Below are 13,933 nucleotides of genomic sequence, written 5' to 3'. Positions count from 1 at the left end.
GGTCCGGTTCATTCTCCCACCCGGTAAGGACGAACACACGGCCCGGTCAGTTCACTGTCCGCACCGTGACGTCCCCATCGTCACTGCGCAGGCTCACCACGTTCCCGCTCCCGTCGCGGCGGGGCACATCCACACGAACGTCACCGTCGTCGCTGGCGCCGGACACCTCGTACTCGGCCTTGGGCACGGTCACGGTGACGTCACCGTCCTTGGTGACGACGTCGACCTTGCGGGGGACGGCGGCGAGGGTGACGCGTACGTCCCCGTCGTCGGACCGGACGGCGACGGCGGGCGACCGAACGGAATCCTCGACGCTCACATCCCCGTCCTGACTCCCGAGATCGAGCCCCCCGCTGACCTTCCGCACGTGGATGTCCCCGTCGTCGGACCGCACCTTGAGGGGCGTGGTGAAGCCCTCGGCGGTGACGTCCCCGTTGTCGTCCTCGACGGTGACGGCGACACCACGGGGCACCTGGATCCGGTGCACGGCCGAGCAGCTGGTGGCAACCGCATCGCAGCCCACCCGCAAGGTGAGCCGCCCGTCCACCAGCTTCCAGCTCGCCTCGGGCCCGGACCCCATGAACACCCACCCGTCGACCTGCCGCTCCACCCGCACGCCGTCGACGTCGGCGGGCATGATCACCAGATCGGAGTCGTCCGCGTCGACGGTGAGCGAACCACCGTCGAACGCGAACGTCCTCCGCTCCACCGGCGCCCCCTCGACATCCGCCCCGCACCCCGCGAGCGCGAGCACGGCGATCCCGGAAACGAGCAGCACACGGACCGGGCGACCTACGGCCATGACGATCATTCCCCCAGAAACGACGCGACGATCCCCCGACGCTACGCCCCCGCCACCCCCGGTCACGATCAGGCAACCCACCGTCCCGAGGGTGGGGCTACCCCCCGGAGAGACATCGGATTACGACCCCCACCCCTCGGCCATGTAGGCTGTTGCCTCTTCCACGGGTGCGTAGCTCAGGGGTAGAGCGCTGCTCTTACAAAGCAGATGTCGGCGGTTCGAAACCGTCCGCGCCCACCAGCAGGTAGCACGACAAAGGCCCAGGTCACCGGTACTGAACCGGGAACCTGGGCCTTGTTCGTTCCCCGGGCGGGGGAGGCGGGGGAGAGGTGTCGTGCCAGTTACGTGCCAGATGCGTCGTCGGTCTCGGCTGGCCGGACCTTCCTGATCTGCTCGTCGACGTGAGCGGCGATGGCATGGTCACGCCCGTTCACCAGGTGCTGATAGATCAGCGCGGCCCGCACCGACGAGTGCCCCATCCGCTGCATCAGCTCACGCGTCGTGGCGCCGCCGGTCGCGGCGAGGGTGTTCCCGGTGTGGCGCAGATCGTGAAAGTGGACGTCGCGGAGGCCGGTGTCCTTCAGGGCCCGCAGCCACAGCCGGCGGAAGTTGTTCCGGCGCAGCTGCCCGCCGCGAGCTCCGGTGAAGATCAGCCCGGTCCGATCCGGCTCGGCGTAGACGGCGAGGTGAGCGGCGAGGCTCTCCGCCAGCGAGGCCGGGAAGGCGACGGTACGCACACCGGCCGCGCTCTTGGGCGTCTTGATCAGAATGCCGTCGGTGCGGGTCTCGGCCAGAGAACGCCGTACGGCGACGGTGCGCCGGTCGAGGTCGACGTCGTGGTGCTGAAGCGCGGCGAGCTCCCCGAAGCGGAGGCCGGTGAAGGCCGCCAGCAGAATGAACACCCGGAAGCGCGCCGGCACGGCGTCGGCGAGTTGGAAGACCTCGGTGACGTCGAGGAACGGCCGCTCCGCCGTCCTGGCCGCTCCGGCGCCCTTGATTCGGCAGGGGTTGCGCTGGATCAGTTCGTCGTCGACCGCGGTGTTCATGATGGCGCGGAGGATCTGGTACGCCTTGGCGACCGTCGGTTCACCGACACCCGACTCCAGGAGGCCGGCACGCCAGCGGCGGATCTGGGGTGTGGTGATCTCACTCAGGACCACGTCAGCGAAGGTCGGCAGGATGTGGAGGCGCAGCGCGCTGCCGTTGCGTTCGCGGGTGGTGGCCGCGTAGTCGCGCTCCTTGAACCATGCGTTGGCGTAGACCCCGAACAGAACCTTGTCGTCCGGGTTCCTCCAACGGCCGTCGATGATTTCTGCTTCCTTGCGGACGAGCCACCGATCAGCATCGGTCTGCGATGCGAACGTCTCGGGAGCTGATCGCGTCAGCCCGTCCGGCCCCTGATAGCGGGCCTGGAACCGCCCGGAGGGCAGCTTGCGCACCGCACCGAAGCGTCGCCGCTTGCCTTTGCTGTTCGCCATCAGGCCACCGCCGCGAATCGGCGATGAGTGGTGATCGGCTGGACGGTGTGGGCGACGACGAACTCCTCCAAGGCCCGCTCAGGAATGCGGACATGCCGTCCCACCTTGACGAAGGTGATCCGGCGCTCGGCGATGAGCCGACGCGGAAACCTCTCGGTGGTGCCGAGGAGTTCGGCGGCCTGGCCCACGGTCAGCAGTCGGTCGGTCATGCGGGTGCTCCCTCCAGGGCGAGTTGGTCGCGTAGGGCTTCGCGGGCGGTCTCACGGTTGAGCTGGATGTCCCGGGCGATGGTGGCGGCGAGGGCGGCCTCACCGGGGGAGTGGCCTTGGCCGGCGTAGGTCCAGGAGGTGAGGACGAGGACGGTGTCCGGCTCGATGTCGTCGAGGCCGCGGGCGGTGCGTTCCTGGGCGGCGCGGTAGTCGGCGCGGGTCTGGCGGAGCTCGCCCAGGGTGGTGGAGTACTGGCGGGACTTGGTGGAGAAGTGGCCGCGGAAGCCGAGCATGTGGGCCCAGGCGAGGAGACGGCGGTCGGGGTAGAGCGGGTCTAGGTCGAAGCAGGCTTCGGCGAGGCGGCGGGTGTGGTCGGGGACGTCGAGGAGGACCAGGGCTTCACGGTTGCCGACGCGGCGGTTGAGGCTGCCGGTGGTCTCGGCGGCTTTGGTGGCGTACTTGGCGATGTAGGAGGCGACGGCCTGTTCGGTGATGTCGGAGCCGTCGCCGAAGGCTTTGACGGGGCGGATGTCGAGCTGGGTGCCCCAGCGGAGACGGCGGGCGGGTTGGTTGCCAGCGGCGGTGACGGTGACAGTCGTGTACGCGTGGGTGGCGGCGGCGCGGATGGCGTCGGTGAGGCTCTCGGTGGTTGCCCACGACGGCGGCGGGGAGTCGGGACCGTCCGGGCCGTCGAGGCGGACGACGGCGTGGAAGTGGACGGCGCCCCGCTTCTGGAACTCGGCGACCTTCCCGTACGAGACCCGGGCGACCTTCTTCAGCTCACGCTGCGAGAGGCCGGCCGCGGCGGCGATCTCCCGGCGGAGGCGGTTCGTGAATCGCTGCCAGAGCTGCCCGGCGTGGTTGTTGAAGAGGACGGCGGCGGCGTAGTCGTACGACTCGGGGTCGAGCGGAATGCCGAGGGCGGTGTCGTCCTTGGCGTGGCGGACGCCGCAGCGACAGGGCCGGATGTCGGGACGGTTGTGGACCGGTCCGAAGGACGGGGCGGTGAGGGTGAGGAAGACGCGGGGGTGATCGCGGACGGTGGCGGGGATGTCCCGGCGGTCGTCTCCGGCGAGGCCAGCGCGGATGAGATGGTACGTGTCGCCCGCGTACGTCCAGGCGCAGGCGGGGCAGCGGGAGGCCCGGCGGTTGCCGCAGGCGATCCGGAGGCGTGTCCCCGGTTCGGTGTCGGTGGAGTACCGGTGGAGGGTCTCGCCGGTGGTCTTGTCCCGGGTGAGGGTCCAGCCCTGGAGGTGGATGGGGTGGGAGCAGCCGCCGGTGCGGTGGATCTGCTCCTTCCAGCGGTCGAAGCCGGGGGATCCGGCCACCCGGAGCATGTCGCCCAGGGTGGCGGTGTCAAATCCCACCGACGAGGCGGCTGGGACGGTCATCATGGAGTGCTTCCTTCTGGTTCTGCGAGCTGGGTGGGAGCGGGGCTTCCGGGCGGCGGAGACTTGGCGGTTGAGCTGCCCGGAGGCCCGACTAGCGGCGCCGCTGCTGGCCGTTGAGGAGCGAGCGCAGGACCACGGCGCACACGGCGACCGAGGCAGCGCTGACGGCGACGGCGAGGAGCATGGAGACCAGGACCGCGCCGACGACCAGGACGGCTCCGGCGCCGCCGGCGACGACGACAGCCAGGCCGGCCGGGGTGAGGCGCACGGCGGAGGACGGCGCAGGGGCCGGGGCGTGGTGGTGGTTGCAGGCCGCCGCGTCGGCGGTGTGGTGGGGCGCGATGTCGGCGGTGAAGGTCGGCTGGACGAGCGGGGTGACGATGCCGGTTGGGAGCGGGTTGACCGGGATGCGCGGCTGGAACATGACGGTTCTCCCTACTTGTTGATCGTCGTGTCGATGAGCGGGGCGAGGACGCTGTCGGCGAGGAGGTAGCCGCCGAGGAGGATCACGGCGACGAGCCACCAGGGCGGGCGGATGAGTTTGATGCCGAGGCTGCCGACGACGATCAGGGCGAGCCAGAGCGGGACGTCCATGACGCGGGACTCCTTCGAGGTCAGCGGGGCTTGCAGCGATGGGTGCGGGCGGCGAGCTGGGCGGCAGAGGAACTGGAGTACTCGGCGGACCAGCCGCAGCCGTCGGCCGTGCACACGGCGGCGTACTTGGTGCGGCCGTGACGGTCGCGGTGGGTGCCGATCTGCACCGGGCCGATCCGCATCACGGAGTGGAAGTGATCGCGAGGGGCCATGGGGGTCTCCCCTCAGGCGAGCTGGGCGGCGATGGCGTTGGCCATCAGGGGCGGGACGCCGAGGCGGGCGCGGAGGGTGTCGGTGTCGATCGGGTAGCCAGTGCGGGCGCGGTAGTCGTCGGCGACCTTCCGGGCGTGAGCGACGAGCGCCGGCGGTACGGCCACGGGGGCGGGTTCGGGCTCCGGCGCGGGTTCCGGGACCGGCTCCGGTTCCAGGGAAGGAAGGGCCGGTACGGCGGCGATCCCCGGCTCCGGCTCGACCACGTCGTCCCGCTCGATGACCGCTTCCACGGCCGAGGGCTGCTCGGTGTCCGTGTCAGGTTCGGCAGGCTGGGCGACCGCCGGATGCCCGGGGGCGTGGACAAGAAGGGTCCCGCCGAGGAACGCGAGGGCGGGCCAGCCCGCGACGAGGATGCGCAGCCAGGCGGGAACGTGGCCGAGGTCGAGGAGACCGGCGGTGGCGACGTTCGCGCCGAGCGAGGCGGCCAGGGCGACCATGAACCACGTCCAGGCCGAGCGGGCAGGCACACCGGCGGCCCGCGAGGTCCGCAGCCGATGCCAAGCGGCGACGAGCAGGAGATCCACGGAGACTGGGTAGGCCCAAGCCTTCCAACCGGACTGTCCCGCAGCCGCAGCCAGGTCGTGGAGGTGAGCGAAGGACAGGGCGCCGGCAATCACGGCTTGTACGAGGACGGCGTCCGGTCGGCGGATGGGACGCATCGGGGGTCCTCCTTCCGGTTTCGGGCATGGGCGGGGTAGGGACCTGGCGTGACGCGGTCACGCCGCCGTGGAACGGGGGGATTCAGACGATCGCGGGAGCCGTGACGGCCGAGGGCGCCGCGGCTTTGCCCAGAGGCGGCAGGACGGGCCGGAAGGCGTCCAGCGCGGGGATTTCGGGTGTGCGGTGGGCGTGGGAGTTCGCGATGTTCACGGCCCGCCGGAGCGTGAGATGGGGAGTGCGGATGCGGACCCACCCACCGGAGGAGTCGCTGGCGACGGCGGTGCCGGGCCGGTCGGTGCGGATCTGGACCGTGGCGAGGACGGCGTCCGGGGCGATGTCGCCGAAGGCCATGTTGGCGGAGGTCTCGTCGTTGACGCGGTGAGCGGTGCGGCCGGTGAGCTGGGCGCGAAGCATCGTGATGCCCTTACCTAGCTCGGAGCCGAAGCGCTGCCCGCAGATCTCCAGGTAGATGCCGGCGGCGCGGCCGAGCTGGGCGAGCCGTACGAGGGAGGTGATGATCCGGTCCCGCCGCTTCTCCTCCTCCTTCGTGGCGAAGAGGGCGAGTTCGGCGACCTCATCGACCAGGAGCACGATCGGCGTCGGTCGCAGGTGATCGGGCAGGTCCCAGATGTCGGCGGTGATCTCCGCATCCGGCAGGTCTGCACTCAACCTCTGCTCGCGGCGAATCAGTTGGTAGACGTCCTCCATGTGCTCGACGAGCGCGTCGAGGAGATCGGCGGCGGCGTCAGGGTTGTAGCCCAGGGCAGTGAACCGCCGGGCAAGCGGAGCGAGTTCAACGCCCTGCTTGCAGTCGATCCCGACCAAGGCGACGTCCAGCGGGGCGAGCGCGGCAACGAGGTTGCGCTGATAGACGGACTTGCCGGACTGTGTGGCACCGACATTCAGTGCGTGCGGGGTCTGGCGGTAGTCGCGGTAGTAGACCTCTCCGTCCTCCCGCATGGCGACCGGGACGCGCATCACCCCAGCACGGGCAGCGGCGGCGGGCATCTGGACCCGCTTGAGGACGTCGTAGCCGGTCATCCGCAGCTCGACGACACCCGAGCGGACCTCCCGGGCGGTGACGTTCTGCATGACGAACGAGTGCCGGAGCCGGTCGGAGGCGGCGGAGAAGTCGAAGGCGTCCTGCCCGGGGCGGAGCTTCACCCGCAGTACGAGCCCGGTACGTGTCGGCCGCAGCCGCAGGATCCGGGGCGCCCGCGAGTCGGGGATGGGTCGGCCGGTCATCCGAGCCAGCGTCAGGCGCCAGCGCGAGGGCGGGACGGTCAGCCCGCACGCGTCCATGACCGACGCGTACCGGGCGAGGATCCGCACCATGGCGAAGACGACGCCGAAGCTCATCCAGTACCAGGCCGGACGCTGCCACCGCAGCAGCAGCGCGGCCGTGGCGACCAGCGCGAGGGTGACCGTTAAGGCGGTCATGGGTCAGCCGACCTTCGCGGCGGCGAGCGAGGTGACGGCGACGGCGCGGAAGCTGATGCCGTGGCGCTTCTGGCCGTTGAACTCGTTTTCCCAGGGCCGGGCGACGACGCCGGTCAGGGCGACCGGGGTGCCCATGGACAGCTCCTCGGAGATGCCGGTCTTGGGCACGGTCAGGTTGAGGATCTCGGCGTTGCCGTCCATGACGAACATGACGTCGACGGTCATGAGAGGGGCACCGGTGTCCCGGTCGGTGGCGATCTCGCCGGTCTGGCGGTTGGCGATCTTCGGGGCCGGGGGCTGGGCCACCATCACCATCGCGGCGGAGGTGTCGACGGGGATCTGACGCACAGTGGATCACTCCTCTATAGAGGCTGGACTCATCCACTCCTGTATAGGAGTGACATGAAGAAGAGTGCACCACTCCTGTACATGAGTCAACCCGCCACGGAAAGAAACCGCAGCGGGCTGAGGGGAGTTGAGCGAGCGTCAGTCGGTCGCGGGGATCCGGTACTGGAAGACGAACTGGTCAGCGGCCATGAGGGTGTCGCAGACCTCCACGACCCGTCCCTTCGTGGTCACCGCGTCCCGCACCAGCTGGATCACCGGGGCGCCAGGACTCAGAGCCAACTCGGACGCCTCCGCCTTCGCGGCCGGCCGAGCCTGAAGGGTCTCGACGAACTCGGCGAAGGTGTGGCCGTGGTCTTCGAGCCGGGCGTAGATGCCACCGGGGCCAGGGTTCTCGGCGAACAACTCGGGGATGTCCTTCACCACGTCCCAGGGCAGGTAGGACGAGGCGGTCTCGACGGGCGTCCCGTTCCGGAAGTACAGCCGCCGCCGCGCGAGCACCTGCGTCCCCACCTCGACACCAAGCCGCTCGGCGATGTCCGAGGGCGCTTCCATGGGCCCGATGTAGAGGACGCTCACCTTGGCCGTGGCACCGGACTGCTCGGACTCGGCAAGGTAAGCAGCCTTACCGCCCCGCCGATGAGAAGCGCGGAAGCGATCCGAAGACCGAAGCCGTACGGGAGGCCGATCCTTCACGATGGAGCCCTTGCCGTGCCGGGTCTCGACGAGCCCGCTGGCCCGCACCTCGACCATGGCCTTCCGAATGGTCCCTCCAGCAACCCCGTACCGCTCGACGAGCTCCGACTCACTCGGAACCATGTCGCCGGCCTTGAGGATGCCGGAGCGGATCTGCTGGACGATCTCGTCCGCGATCTGCACGTACCGAGGTACGGCCCTGCCAGCTCCTGCTGGAGTTCCCACAGTCCTACCCACTCTCATATGCTCCTGTACATGAGTAATGGGAGCGCGGGAACAAAGTCAACGCCGCTGCATTCCGTGTCCGTGGCCGGAGCGGTAGTACGCGAAGACGGCCGCCTCCTGGCCATCCGCCGAGCGGACAACGGCACGTGGGAACTCCCGGGCGGAGTCCTCGAACTCACCGAGGCACCCGAAGCGGGCGTAGCCCGCGAGGTCCTGGAGGAGACGGGCATCCACGTCGAGGTGGACGAGCTGACGGGCGTCTACAAGAACACCACCCGTGGCATCGTGGCCCTGGTCTTCCGTTGCAAGCCCTCAGGCGGCACCGAGCGAACCTCAGCGGAGTCCACTGCGGTCGACTGGCTGACGCCGACCGAGGTCGAGGAACGCATGGCCGAGGTCTACGCGATCCGCCTCCTGGATGCCCTGGACGGAAACGGCCCCCACGTCCGAAGCCACGACGGCCGCCACCTGATCACGCACCAGTGACCACGCACCCGGCACCGCGGATGACCCGCGAGGAAGCGATCCCCCTCGTCGAACGCCTCATGAACCCAGAGACGCCAGAGGATGAGTCCTCCCAGATCCTGGCCACCCTTGAACGGGGCCTGTCCTGCCCGCACATCAGCGACTACATCTTCTGGGAGCTCGCCCCCGATCTGACGCCTGAGAAGGTCGTCGACAGGGCCATGACCTACAAGCCGATCACCCTCTGAGGGCAGCGCGGTAAGACTTTCTCTACTTCATCAAGGCACCCGCCGCGCACGGCGCGGCGCGCGCGGCCCGTCGCCCGGGCCTGCGCTCCTGTCTCCGCCCCGCTCCAGCCCGGCCGCCGACCGCACGCCTACGGCTCGGGTTGATGGGCAGGCGATGCAGGACTCAAGCACGGCAACCGTCACATGGCATGCGTAGCCACGAGCGCCGCCGACTGCGGCCAAGAGGGGCGACCAAAGACGGCTAGCAGCGAGGGAGGGGTGGCCTCTTGCGCATGGCCGGCCGACTGCTGGGCCGGAGGAGGGTCGGGCGCCGTACCCCCGCCGTCACGGATGACGAGAGCGTGAGGCGACCGCACTACCGGGAAGGGGCGGGCGGGGAGCAGCTGCTGCCGCGATGTGGCGGAGGCCGGTGTGGTCGCTCCGCGTCGGTGCCGGTATCGCGGTGGCTGATGAGCGCGTCGTCTGGGTGGGCGAAGTCGCTGACGCGTGTCGACTCAAGGCCACATCACCGGGGGATCTCCCGTCCCGCCTCGGTGAGTACCAATGTCAGGCATCCCAACCACTCGCCAGACTGCGGGTAGTCCCAGTTTTCGGCGTCTGCCAGAAGGGCTGGAAGGTCCTGCTTCGGGATGGGAGGCCCGGGCTGGAATCCCGCTCCCCCATCGGGTGCAGTCCAGGGAATCACCCGGCACACCTCGATCCATCCTCGGCCGACAAGCGGCATGAGGATCGGAGTGAGATCCGAGGCAGGCCCGGACCTCAGCGGCTCATCCAGGTCACCCCAGACGCCCGGAAGGATGTCGATCTCGGTCGCATTGATCATGAAGGCGCGTTCTTCGGAGGACAGCTCGTCTGTTGCGGGGTAGCTCACCCAGGGAGTTTCGCAGGCAAGAGCACTCCCGGGCCAGACCGGGGAAGCGTGCCCCTCCCGTGCCCGAACGAGCGGTAAGTCACGGGAACACCAGGCAATCGCGGGGCCGGAAACGCCGACAGCCCCTGACCATCGATCCTGGTCAGGGGCCGTTCACTAGCGGTGGGTGTGGGATTTGAACCCACGGTGACATCGCTGCCACGACGGTTTTCAAGACTGATCAGGGGGATTGCTCGCCCTTCGCCGCACTATGAAGGTCCTCGCTGCTGACAGGCTCCGCGTAATCGAGCATGTACTCAAGCAGCCCCCTGCGGGGTGCGCCGCTCTCAAGCTCCTCGACCTCGACGTAGGTGACACCGTCTCTGGTGAACACTCCCGTCACCCGGAAGTCGAAGTTGTGCTGCGGGTAACCCGGGTAGCGCCGAGCCCAGACGGAGCCAATCCGGGGTGGTGTTGTCATACTGCTCAGTCTGCCATCGGGCTCAGCTCGTACAGCAGCGGAGTACTGCAACTACAGCAAGTAGTAGCCAGGGATGCAGCCATCCCCTTCAGAGCCGGGCCCACGGAAGCCGACCGCACGCTTGAGACCGTAGAGGCCGGCACTAACAACGGCCCTGCCCCGCGACGAACTGTTGAGTCGTGAGTGTCTAACTGAGTGACAACGCCGACGAACAGCGGCGGACGAGCACGGACACCTGCGGACCATCAATGCAGGTGAGGAGCGCAGCAGCCCAAGGGACAGTCCCTGCCCGAGTTGCTTCGGGACGAAGAGGTCGTGGGTTCAGCAGGTTATGCCTCCCGGTCGGGATCGAGGGTCAGCCGCCGCTCAAGATGCTGGCCTGTCCACCCTCAGGCATCCTGTTTCTTGTGGGTGCCTTCTATTGGGTGCCTGCCCACTGCGCCTCTCTGTGTTCAGCAGGTAAAGCGGCGAGAGCCTCGGGTCTTGATCATGCGCACAAGCCAAATCCGCTCGCTTACCACCCGCGCCTCGCGGCGGCGTGCCCAGAATCGCACCCGCCGGATTATCCAACAGCGCGCAATCCGACGAAATTTCTCTGACCAACGCGGCAATAATGACTCCCGTCACCCCCAAAGACTGAGCTTGCTAGTTGCATCTTTGCCGGGCATTGCCGCTGTGATTGCCTTGATATTTACTTGGGTATCCGTGGGGCAAGCTAAAGAACAACTCAGGGTCTCAGAGCAGGGTCAGATAACCGACAGATTTAATGCGGCGATTGTGAATCTTGACTCCAAGACGATGGATCTACGACTTGGTGGAGTTTACGGACTACAGCAAATCATGCGCGATTCACCTCGCGATCAACCCACAGTAATATCCGTGCTCTCGGCCTTCATTCGAGAGCACGGCCAGGTTACAGCACAAGAGGTCGCGAAGCGATACAAGCTACTTGACGAGCCGTATGAAAATCGCGCCCCCACGGATATACAAGCCGCCATTAACGTGCTAACTCGTCGCCCTAATGGCAGCGATGCGGGAGCAGTAGTGGACCTGGATCAGGCCGATCTGCACGGCATGCGATTCCAAGGGCACGGCGTTAAGTTGGCGCAGCTTTCAGGGGCGACGCTTAGAGGGGCGCTACTCAGTGGATCGAATATGGAGAGAGTAGACCTGTCTTACGCGATTTTGGGGGACGCTCGCCTTAACGATACCCTGATAAATCGCAGCGACATGCAAGGAGCAATTCTTGTTAGGGTGCAGCTAAAGGGGGCATTCATAGCCGACACAAACATTAGCCACGGCTGGCTCACCGGGGCGCAATTCAGCAGCGCCACGCTCACGGGTGATGACCTGAGCGGCGCCCTTCTCTGGTCAGCAAAATTCGATCACGCCTCCCTCGCTGATGTCGATCTCAGTAAAGCTAGCCTTTCAGGTGCGGATATGACGCATGCCAAACTCACGAGAGTAAATCTAAACGGAGCAGATCTAACGAACGCGGATCTACGTGGTGCTGTCCTAAAAGGAACTAACCTGAACGGTGCCGCCCTCGATGGCGCAAAGATCGATGGGGCGGTGGGCCTGCCGCGCCGGTAGGCGTGGATTCCAGAGGCACCCGATTCAGGGGCAGTTCAGAGAGCAGCATTCCTGTCTTCTGGGTTGGAATTCCGCCACTCCGGCTAAAGGGGGCCGTTCCGCAGGGCGAATCGGGTTTCCCTCCGGTAGTGCTGCACGGTGGCTGACATCCATAAGTGACATCAACAGCGCCGGACGTCAGCACGCTTGGGCTGCCTGACACGGACGAGGTGCCCGTACGGGTCCGCGGTCCAGCCCTGTGGAGATCGAACTCCTAAAGCGGTGGTCACACCTTTGGTGACGGTTCTCGATCGAGCGGAGCGAGGTGTTGGCCAGTCGTGTCCCTGCCGCACAGCGCGCGATGGTAGCGAAGGTGTGCCGCGTTGATCTGGTGAGCGGGGTGCGGCCGGAGCTCGCCTATGCGGCTGCCGTCGGCAGTCATGCGAACGATGCCGTCCGGGTCGACGTAAATCGCCAATGTGTCGAACTGGACGTGATGGTTCGGGCACAGCACCAGTAGGTTCGGCAGCTCGTCGGGACCGTTATGGGGACGGCCCAGGCCGCGGATGTGGGCGGCTTCGCTGTAGGTGCCGAACCGCGTGGGCAACTGTAGGCCGCAGACCTGACATCGGTCGGCGTGCAGCTTCTTCGCCTTGGCCGCCAAATCGGTGTCGCGGACGATACGAGATGCGGCGACCGTACGCCGTGCGGCGGGGCTGGCTTCCGTCCCCTGTTCTTCTGTGAAGTCGCCGACGCCGCTGGCCCTCTCGTAGCCGGCCAATCCCAGCCGTTGCATCAGGGCATGCTGGTCTATGTCGGCAAGGTATGTCTCCCGCAGCACGGCGATCGCTTCCGACCGCACGCACAGATCGCTCAGCAGCCGCTCGGCCCGCCCGACTATCCCTCCCTCGGGGTTCAACCTGTCGAACGTTGCCGCATGCACCTTGGTGGCCTGCTCGGCCGGCACACCATGCACATCCCACAGTTGGCTCGTCCGCAGGTGCCAGAACGGATACTCAGGGGTCACAGAAGAGTCCGGAAGGCCGAACTCCGCCAACAGCCCTCCCACCTCGTCGCGGAACTGGCGCCATGGTGCAAAGGAAGGCTTTCCCGTAGCCACGCGGGAGATGCCCCACAGCAAGGCAAGTGGCTTGTGCCTGCTCTGCCGACCGTTCCTCTGGTGGACTTTGAGGCTTCTCAACCTGTCCATGAGCTCGCTGACCGTCATATTCTCCAGCGACCCGGTTGGTGCAGAAGGGGCTGAAGCTGAGTCGTCCGGTCGGCGAGGGACGGGAAATAGGGTCATGGAGCCGCGGTCGTCGTCCTCCGAGCGCCAGTCTGAGCTACTGGCCCCGCGCGTGGTCCGCCGTCGCAACTTCGGCAAGGCGGCATGCCCCTGCTCGACCCACTGACGCCAGGAGCGGGGAGCGCGCGTGAGCGCGTCTGCAGCCGACAGCTCGGGGCTTCCGCGGTCCTCGATCCAAGCCCAATCGACCTGATCGTCTTCTGCGGTCAAGTCCAAGAAGGAGAGGTCATAGCGGTAGTTGGGGAAGGACCTTCCCTCCGCCTCCTGCTCGATCTGCTCGGCATCTTCGATGACCGCCACGCCGCAGAACTCGACGTATCCCTTCGGCGTTCCGTTCCGGGATACCGCCGCGAAGAGCAGCATAGGCGCGGCCAGTGCACGCTCTTCCGGGGTAGTTGCCTGATGCTCCCCCAGTGCCTCCAGCAGCACCGCGTTGCCTTGGGTCGTTCCCACCGGCACTGCGTGATCCACCCTGTGGTCGCCGAAGTAGCGCACGTGGCCGTTGTCCAGGTCGAACACGTCGTGCCAAGGTGTCTCAGCGGTACCAGCCTTCCACGGGCTGGAACGGATCAGGATGGCCGGGCGGCGCCGCCCGCCGACAGCCTTGGCCTTGGCGATCGGGTTGATTCCCTTGCTGAGCTGGATCTGGGCGAGGACCGTGGAAGCTGTGACGTGATGGATATTCGGGTAGCCATCGATGCGCCTTACCGACGGGTCTCTGTTCTGGGCCGACCGAAACACGTCACCGACACGCAAGCTTCCCACCGGGCCTCCCCTGCTGCACCATCCTGCTTTCCTGATCTTGCCAGGCGGGGGAGCCTCCACTCCTTTCAGGCGTGGACTATTTGTGGACGGCGGTTGCCGGGCGGGGGCCCGGCGACTGTGTGACCAGCGGAGG

At 67.3% G+C, this 13,933-nt stretch carries 17 protein-coding genes and 1 tRNA gene; 4 read left to right on the top strand and 14 right to left on the bottom strand.

All coding sequences use genetic code 11. From position 1 onward, the window contains the following. Nucleotides 1-46 precede the first annotated feature (46 nt). Complete coding sequence (locus tag SVTN_RS11810; RefSeq protein WP_245727511.1) at nucleotides 47-802, bottom strand: DUF4097 family beta strand repeat-containing protein; 756 nt, start codon at nucleotides 800-802, stop codon at nucleotides 47-49. 165 nt (nucleotides 803-967) lie between these two features. Here SVTN_RS11810 and SVTN_RS11805 point away from each other — a divergent pair. Further along, a tRNA-Val gene (locus SVTN_RS11805) sits at nucleotides 968-1,042 on the top strand. A 101-nt stretch (nucleotides 1,043-1,143) separates the two neighbouring features. On the opposite strand, the gene SVTN_RS11800 is transcribed toward SVTN_RS11805, so the two are convergent. From SVTN_RS11800 to SVTN_RS11760, 10 genes are all read right to left on the bottom strand, one after another. After that, on the bottom strand, nucleotides 1,144-2,280 hold the full coding sequence (locus SVTN_RS11800; protein ID WP_041129050.1) for a tyrosine-type recombinase/integrase: 1,137 nt from the start codon (nucleotides 2,278-2,280) through the stop codon (nucleotides 1,144-1,146). Continuing rightward, complete coding sequence (locus SVTN_RS11795; protein WP_041129049.1) at nucleotides 2,280-2,489, bottom strand: excisionase family DNA-binding protein; 210 nt, start codon at nucleotides 2,487-2,489, stop codon at nucleotides 2,280-2,282. Before SVTN_RS11795 ends, SVTN_RS11800 begins: the two co-directional genes overlap by 1 nt. Further along, the gene (gene repSA / locus SVTN_RS11790) at nucleotides 2,486-3,883 is read right to left on the bottom strand and encodes a replication initiator protein RepSA (RefSeq protein WP_052499071.1); all 1,398 of its coding nucleotides are present in this window, start codon (nucleotides 3,881-3,883) and stop codon (nucleotides 2,486-2,488) included. The genes SVTN_RS11795 and repSA overlap by 4 nt, the downstream gene beginning before the upstream one ends. Nucleotides 3,884-3,971: 88 nt before the next feature. Then, nucleotides 3,972-4,304 (bottom strand): hypothetical protein, encoded by a 333-nt coding sequence (locus SVTN_RS11785; protein ID WP_041129048.1) that lies wholly within the window; start codon nucleotides 4,302-4,304, stop codon nucleotides 3,972-3,974. 11 nt (nucleotides 4,305-4,315) lie between these two features. Then, nucleotides 4,316-4,474 (bottom strand): hypothetical protein, encoded by a 159-nt coding sequence (locus SVTN_RS44780; protein ID WP_099055190.1) that lies wholly within the window; start codon nucleotides 4,472-4,474, stop codon nucleotides 4,316-4,318. Nucleotides 4,475-4,494: 20 nt separating this feature from the next. Then, nucleotides 4,495-4,686 carry a mobile element transfer protein gene (locus SVTN_RS11780; RefSeq protein WP_017239105.1) on the bottom strand — a complete coding sequence of 64 codons (192 nt, stop codon included), beginning with the start codon at nucleotides 4,684-4,686 and terminating at the stop codon, nucleotides 4,495-4,497. 12 nt (nucleotides 4,687-4,698) lie between these two features. Continuing rightward, nucleotides 4,699-5,406, bottom strand: coding sequence for a DUF2637 domain-containing protein (locus SVTN_RS11775; RefSeq protein ID WP_041129047.1), 708 nt, complete (start codon nucleotides 5,404-5,406; stop codon nucleotides 4,699-4,701). A gap of 82 nt (nucleotides 5,407-5,488) precedes the next feature. Then, complete coding sequence (locus SVTN_RS11770) at nucleotides 5,489-6,847, bottom strand: FtsK/SpoIIIE domain-containing protein (RefSeq protein ID WP_041129046.1); 1,359 nt, start codon at nucleotides 6,845-6,847, stop codon at nucleotides 5,489-5,491. Nucleotides 6,848-6,850: 3 nt separating this feature from the next. Continuing rightward, nucleotides 6,851-7,195, bottom strand: coding sequence for an SCO3933 family regulatory protein (locus SVTN_RS11765; protein ID WP_030688073.1), 345 nt, complete (start codon nucleotides 7,193-7,195; stop codon nucleotides 6,851-6,853). A gap of 138 nt (nucleotides 7,196-7,333) precedes the next feature. Further along, nucleotides 7,334-8,131: a GntR family transcriptional regulator gene (locus SVTN_RS11760; RefSeq protein ID WP_099055189.1), complete on the bottom strand. Its 798-nt coding sequence runs from the start codon at nucleotides 8,129-8,131 to the stop codon at nucleotides 7,334-7,336. Here SVTN_RS11760 and SVTN_RS11755 point away from each other — a divergent pair, their 5' ends adjacent. Both SVTN_RS11755 and SVTN_RS11750 read left to right on the top strand, forming a co-directional pair. Next, complete coding sequence (locus tag SVTN_RS11755) at nucleotides 8,132-8,599, top strand: NUDIX hydrolase (RefSeq protein ID WP_041129045.1); 468 nt, start codon at nucleotides 8,132-8,134, stop codon at nucleotides 8,597-8,599. After that, nucleotides 8,596-8,826, top strand: coding sequence for a hypothetical protein (locus tag SVTN_RS11750; RefSeq protein ID WP_052499070.1), 231 nt, complete (start codon nucleotides 8,596-8,598; stop codon nucleotides 8,824-8,826). Before SVTN_RS11755 ends, SVTN_RS11750 begins: the two co-directional genes overlap by 4 nt. 505 nt (nucleotides 8,827-9,331) lie before the next feature. Here the strand turns inward: SVTN_RS11750 and SVTN_RS11745 are convergent. Together SVTN_RS11745 and SVTN_RS44240 are read right to left on the bottom strand one after the other, a co-directional pair. Then, on the bottom strand, nucleotides 9,332-9,697 hold the full coding sequence (locus SVTN_RS11745) for a hypothetical protein (RefSeq protein ID WP_159026442.1): 366 nt from the start codon (nucleotides 9,695-9,697) through the stop codon (nucleotides 9,332-9,334). Nucleotides 9,698-9,917: 220 nt separating this feature from the next. Further along, complete coding sequence (locus SVTN_RS44240; protein ID WP_159026441.1) at nucleotides 9,918-10,157, bottom strand: hypothetical protein; 240 nt, start codon at nucleotides 10,155-10,157, stop codon at nucleotides 9,918-9,920. A 489-nt stretch (nucleotides 10,158-10,646) separates the two neighbouring features. Between SVTN_RS44240 and SVTN_RS42010 the strand changes: the two genes are divergently transcribed. After that, the gene (locus SVTN_RS42010) at nucleotides 10,647-11,750 is read left to right on the top strand and encodes a pentapeptide repeat-containing protein (protein WP_245727892.1); all 1,104 of its coding nucleotides are present in this window, start codon (nucleotides 10,647-10,649) and stop codon (nucleotides 11,748-11,750) included. A gap of 265 nt (nucleotides 11,751-12,015) precedes the next feature. Here the strand turns inward: SVTN_RS42010 and SVTN_RS45485 are convergent, their stop codons facing one another. Continuing rightward, nucleotides 12,016-13,800: a phosphorothioated DNA-binding restriction endonuclease family protein gene (locus SVTN_RS45485; protein WP_245727509.1), complete on the bottom strand. Its 1,785-nt coding sequence runs from the start codon at nucleotides 13,798-13,800 to the stop codon at nucleotides 12,016-12,018. Between the last annotated feature and the right edge of the window lie 133 nt (nucleotides 13,801-13,933).

Origin of the sequence: Streptomyces vietnamensis (assembly GCF_000830005.1) — a bacterium.
In the GTDB taxonomy this organism is placed as follows: domain Bacteria; phylum Actinomycetota; class Actinomycetes; order Streptomycetales; family Streptomycetaceae; genus Streptomyces; species Streptomyces vietnamensis.
The sequence above is the reverse complement of the archived record's forward strand: the minus strand, read 5'-3'. Positions and strand labels throughout refer to the sequence as shown.

Coding starts and splice junctions, on each gene's coding strand:
- SVTN_RS11810 (WP_245727511.1), bottom strand. CDS start 802: ATGGCCGTAGGTCGCCCGGTCCGTGTGCTGCTCGTTTCCGGGATCGCC.
- SVTN_RS11800 (WP_041129050.1), bottom strand. CDS start 2,280: ATGGCGAACAGCAAAGGCAAGCGGCGACGCTTCGGTGCGGTGCGCAAG.
- SVTN_RS11795 (WP_041129049.1), bottom strand. CDS start 2,489: ATGACCGACCGACTGCTGACCGTGGGCCAGGCCGCCGAACTCCTCGGC.
- repSA (WP_052499071.1), bottom strand. CDS start 3,883: ATGATGACCGTCCCAGCCGCCTCGTCGGTGGGATTTGACACCGCCACC.
- SVTN_RS11785 (WP_041129048.1), bottom strand. CDS start 4,304: ATGTTCCAGCCGCGCATCCCGGTCAACCCGCTCCCAACCGGCATCGTC.
- SVTN_RS44780 (WP_099055190.1), bottom strand. CDS start 4,474: ATGGACGTCCCGCTCTGGCTCGCCCTGATCGTCGTCGGCAGCCTCGGC.
- SVTN_RS11780 (WP_017239105.1), bottom strand. CDS start 4,686: ATGGCCCCTCGCGATCACTTCCACTCCGTGATGCGGATCGGCCCGGTG.
- SVTN_RS11775 (WP_041129047.1), bottom strand. CDS start 5,406: ATGCGTCCCATCCGCCGACCGGACGCCGTCCTCGTACAAGCCGTGATT.
- SVTN_RS11770 (WP_041129046.1), bottom strand. CDS start 6,847: ATGACCGCCTTAACGGTCACCCTCGCGCTGGTCGCCACGGCCGCGCTG.
- SVTN_RS11760 (WP_099055189.1), bottom strand. CDS start 8,131: ATGAGAGTGGGTAGGACTGTGGGAACTCCAGCAGGAGCTGGCAGGGCC.
- SVTN_RS11755 (WP_041129045.1), top strand. CDS start 8,132: ATGCTCCTGTACATGAGTAATGGGAGCGCGGGAACAAAGTCAACGCCG.
- SVTN_RS44240 (WP_159026441.1), bottom strand. CDS start 10,157: ATGACAACACCACCCCGGATTGGCTCCGTCTGGGCTCGGCGCTACCCG.
- SVTN_RS42010 (WP_245727892.1), top strand. CDS start 10,647: ATGCGCACAAGCCAAATCCGCTCGCTTACCACCCGCGCCTCGCGGCGG.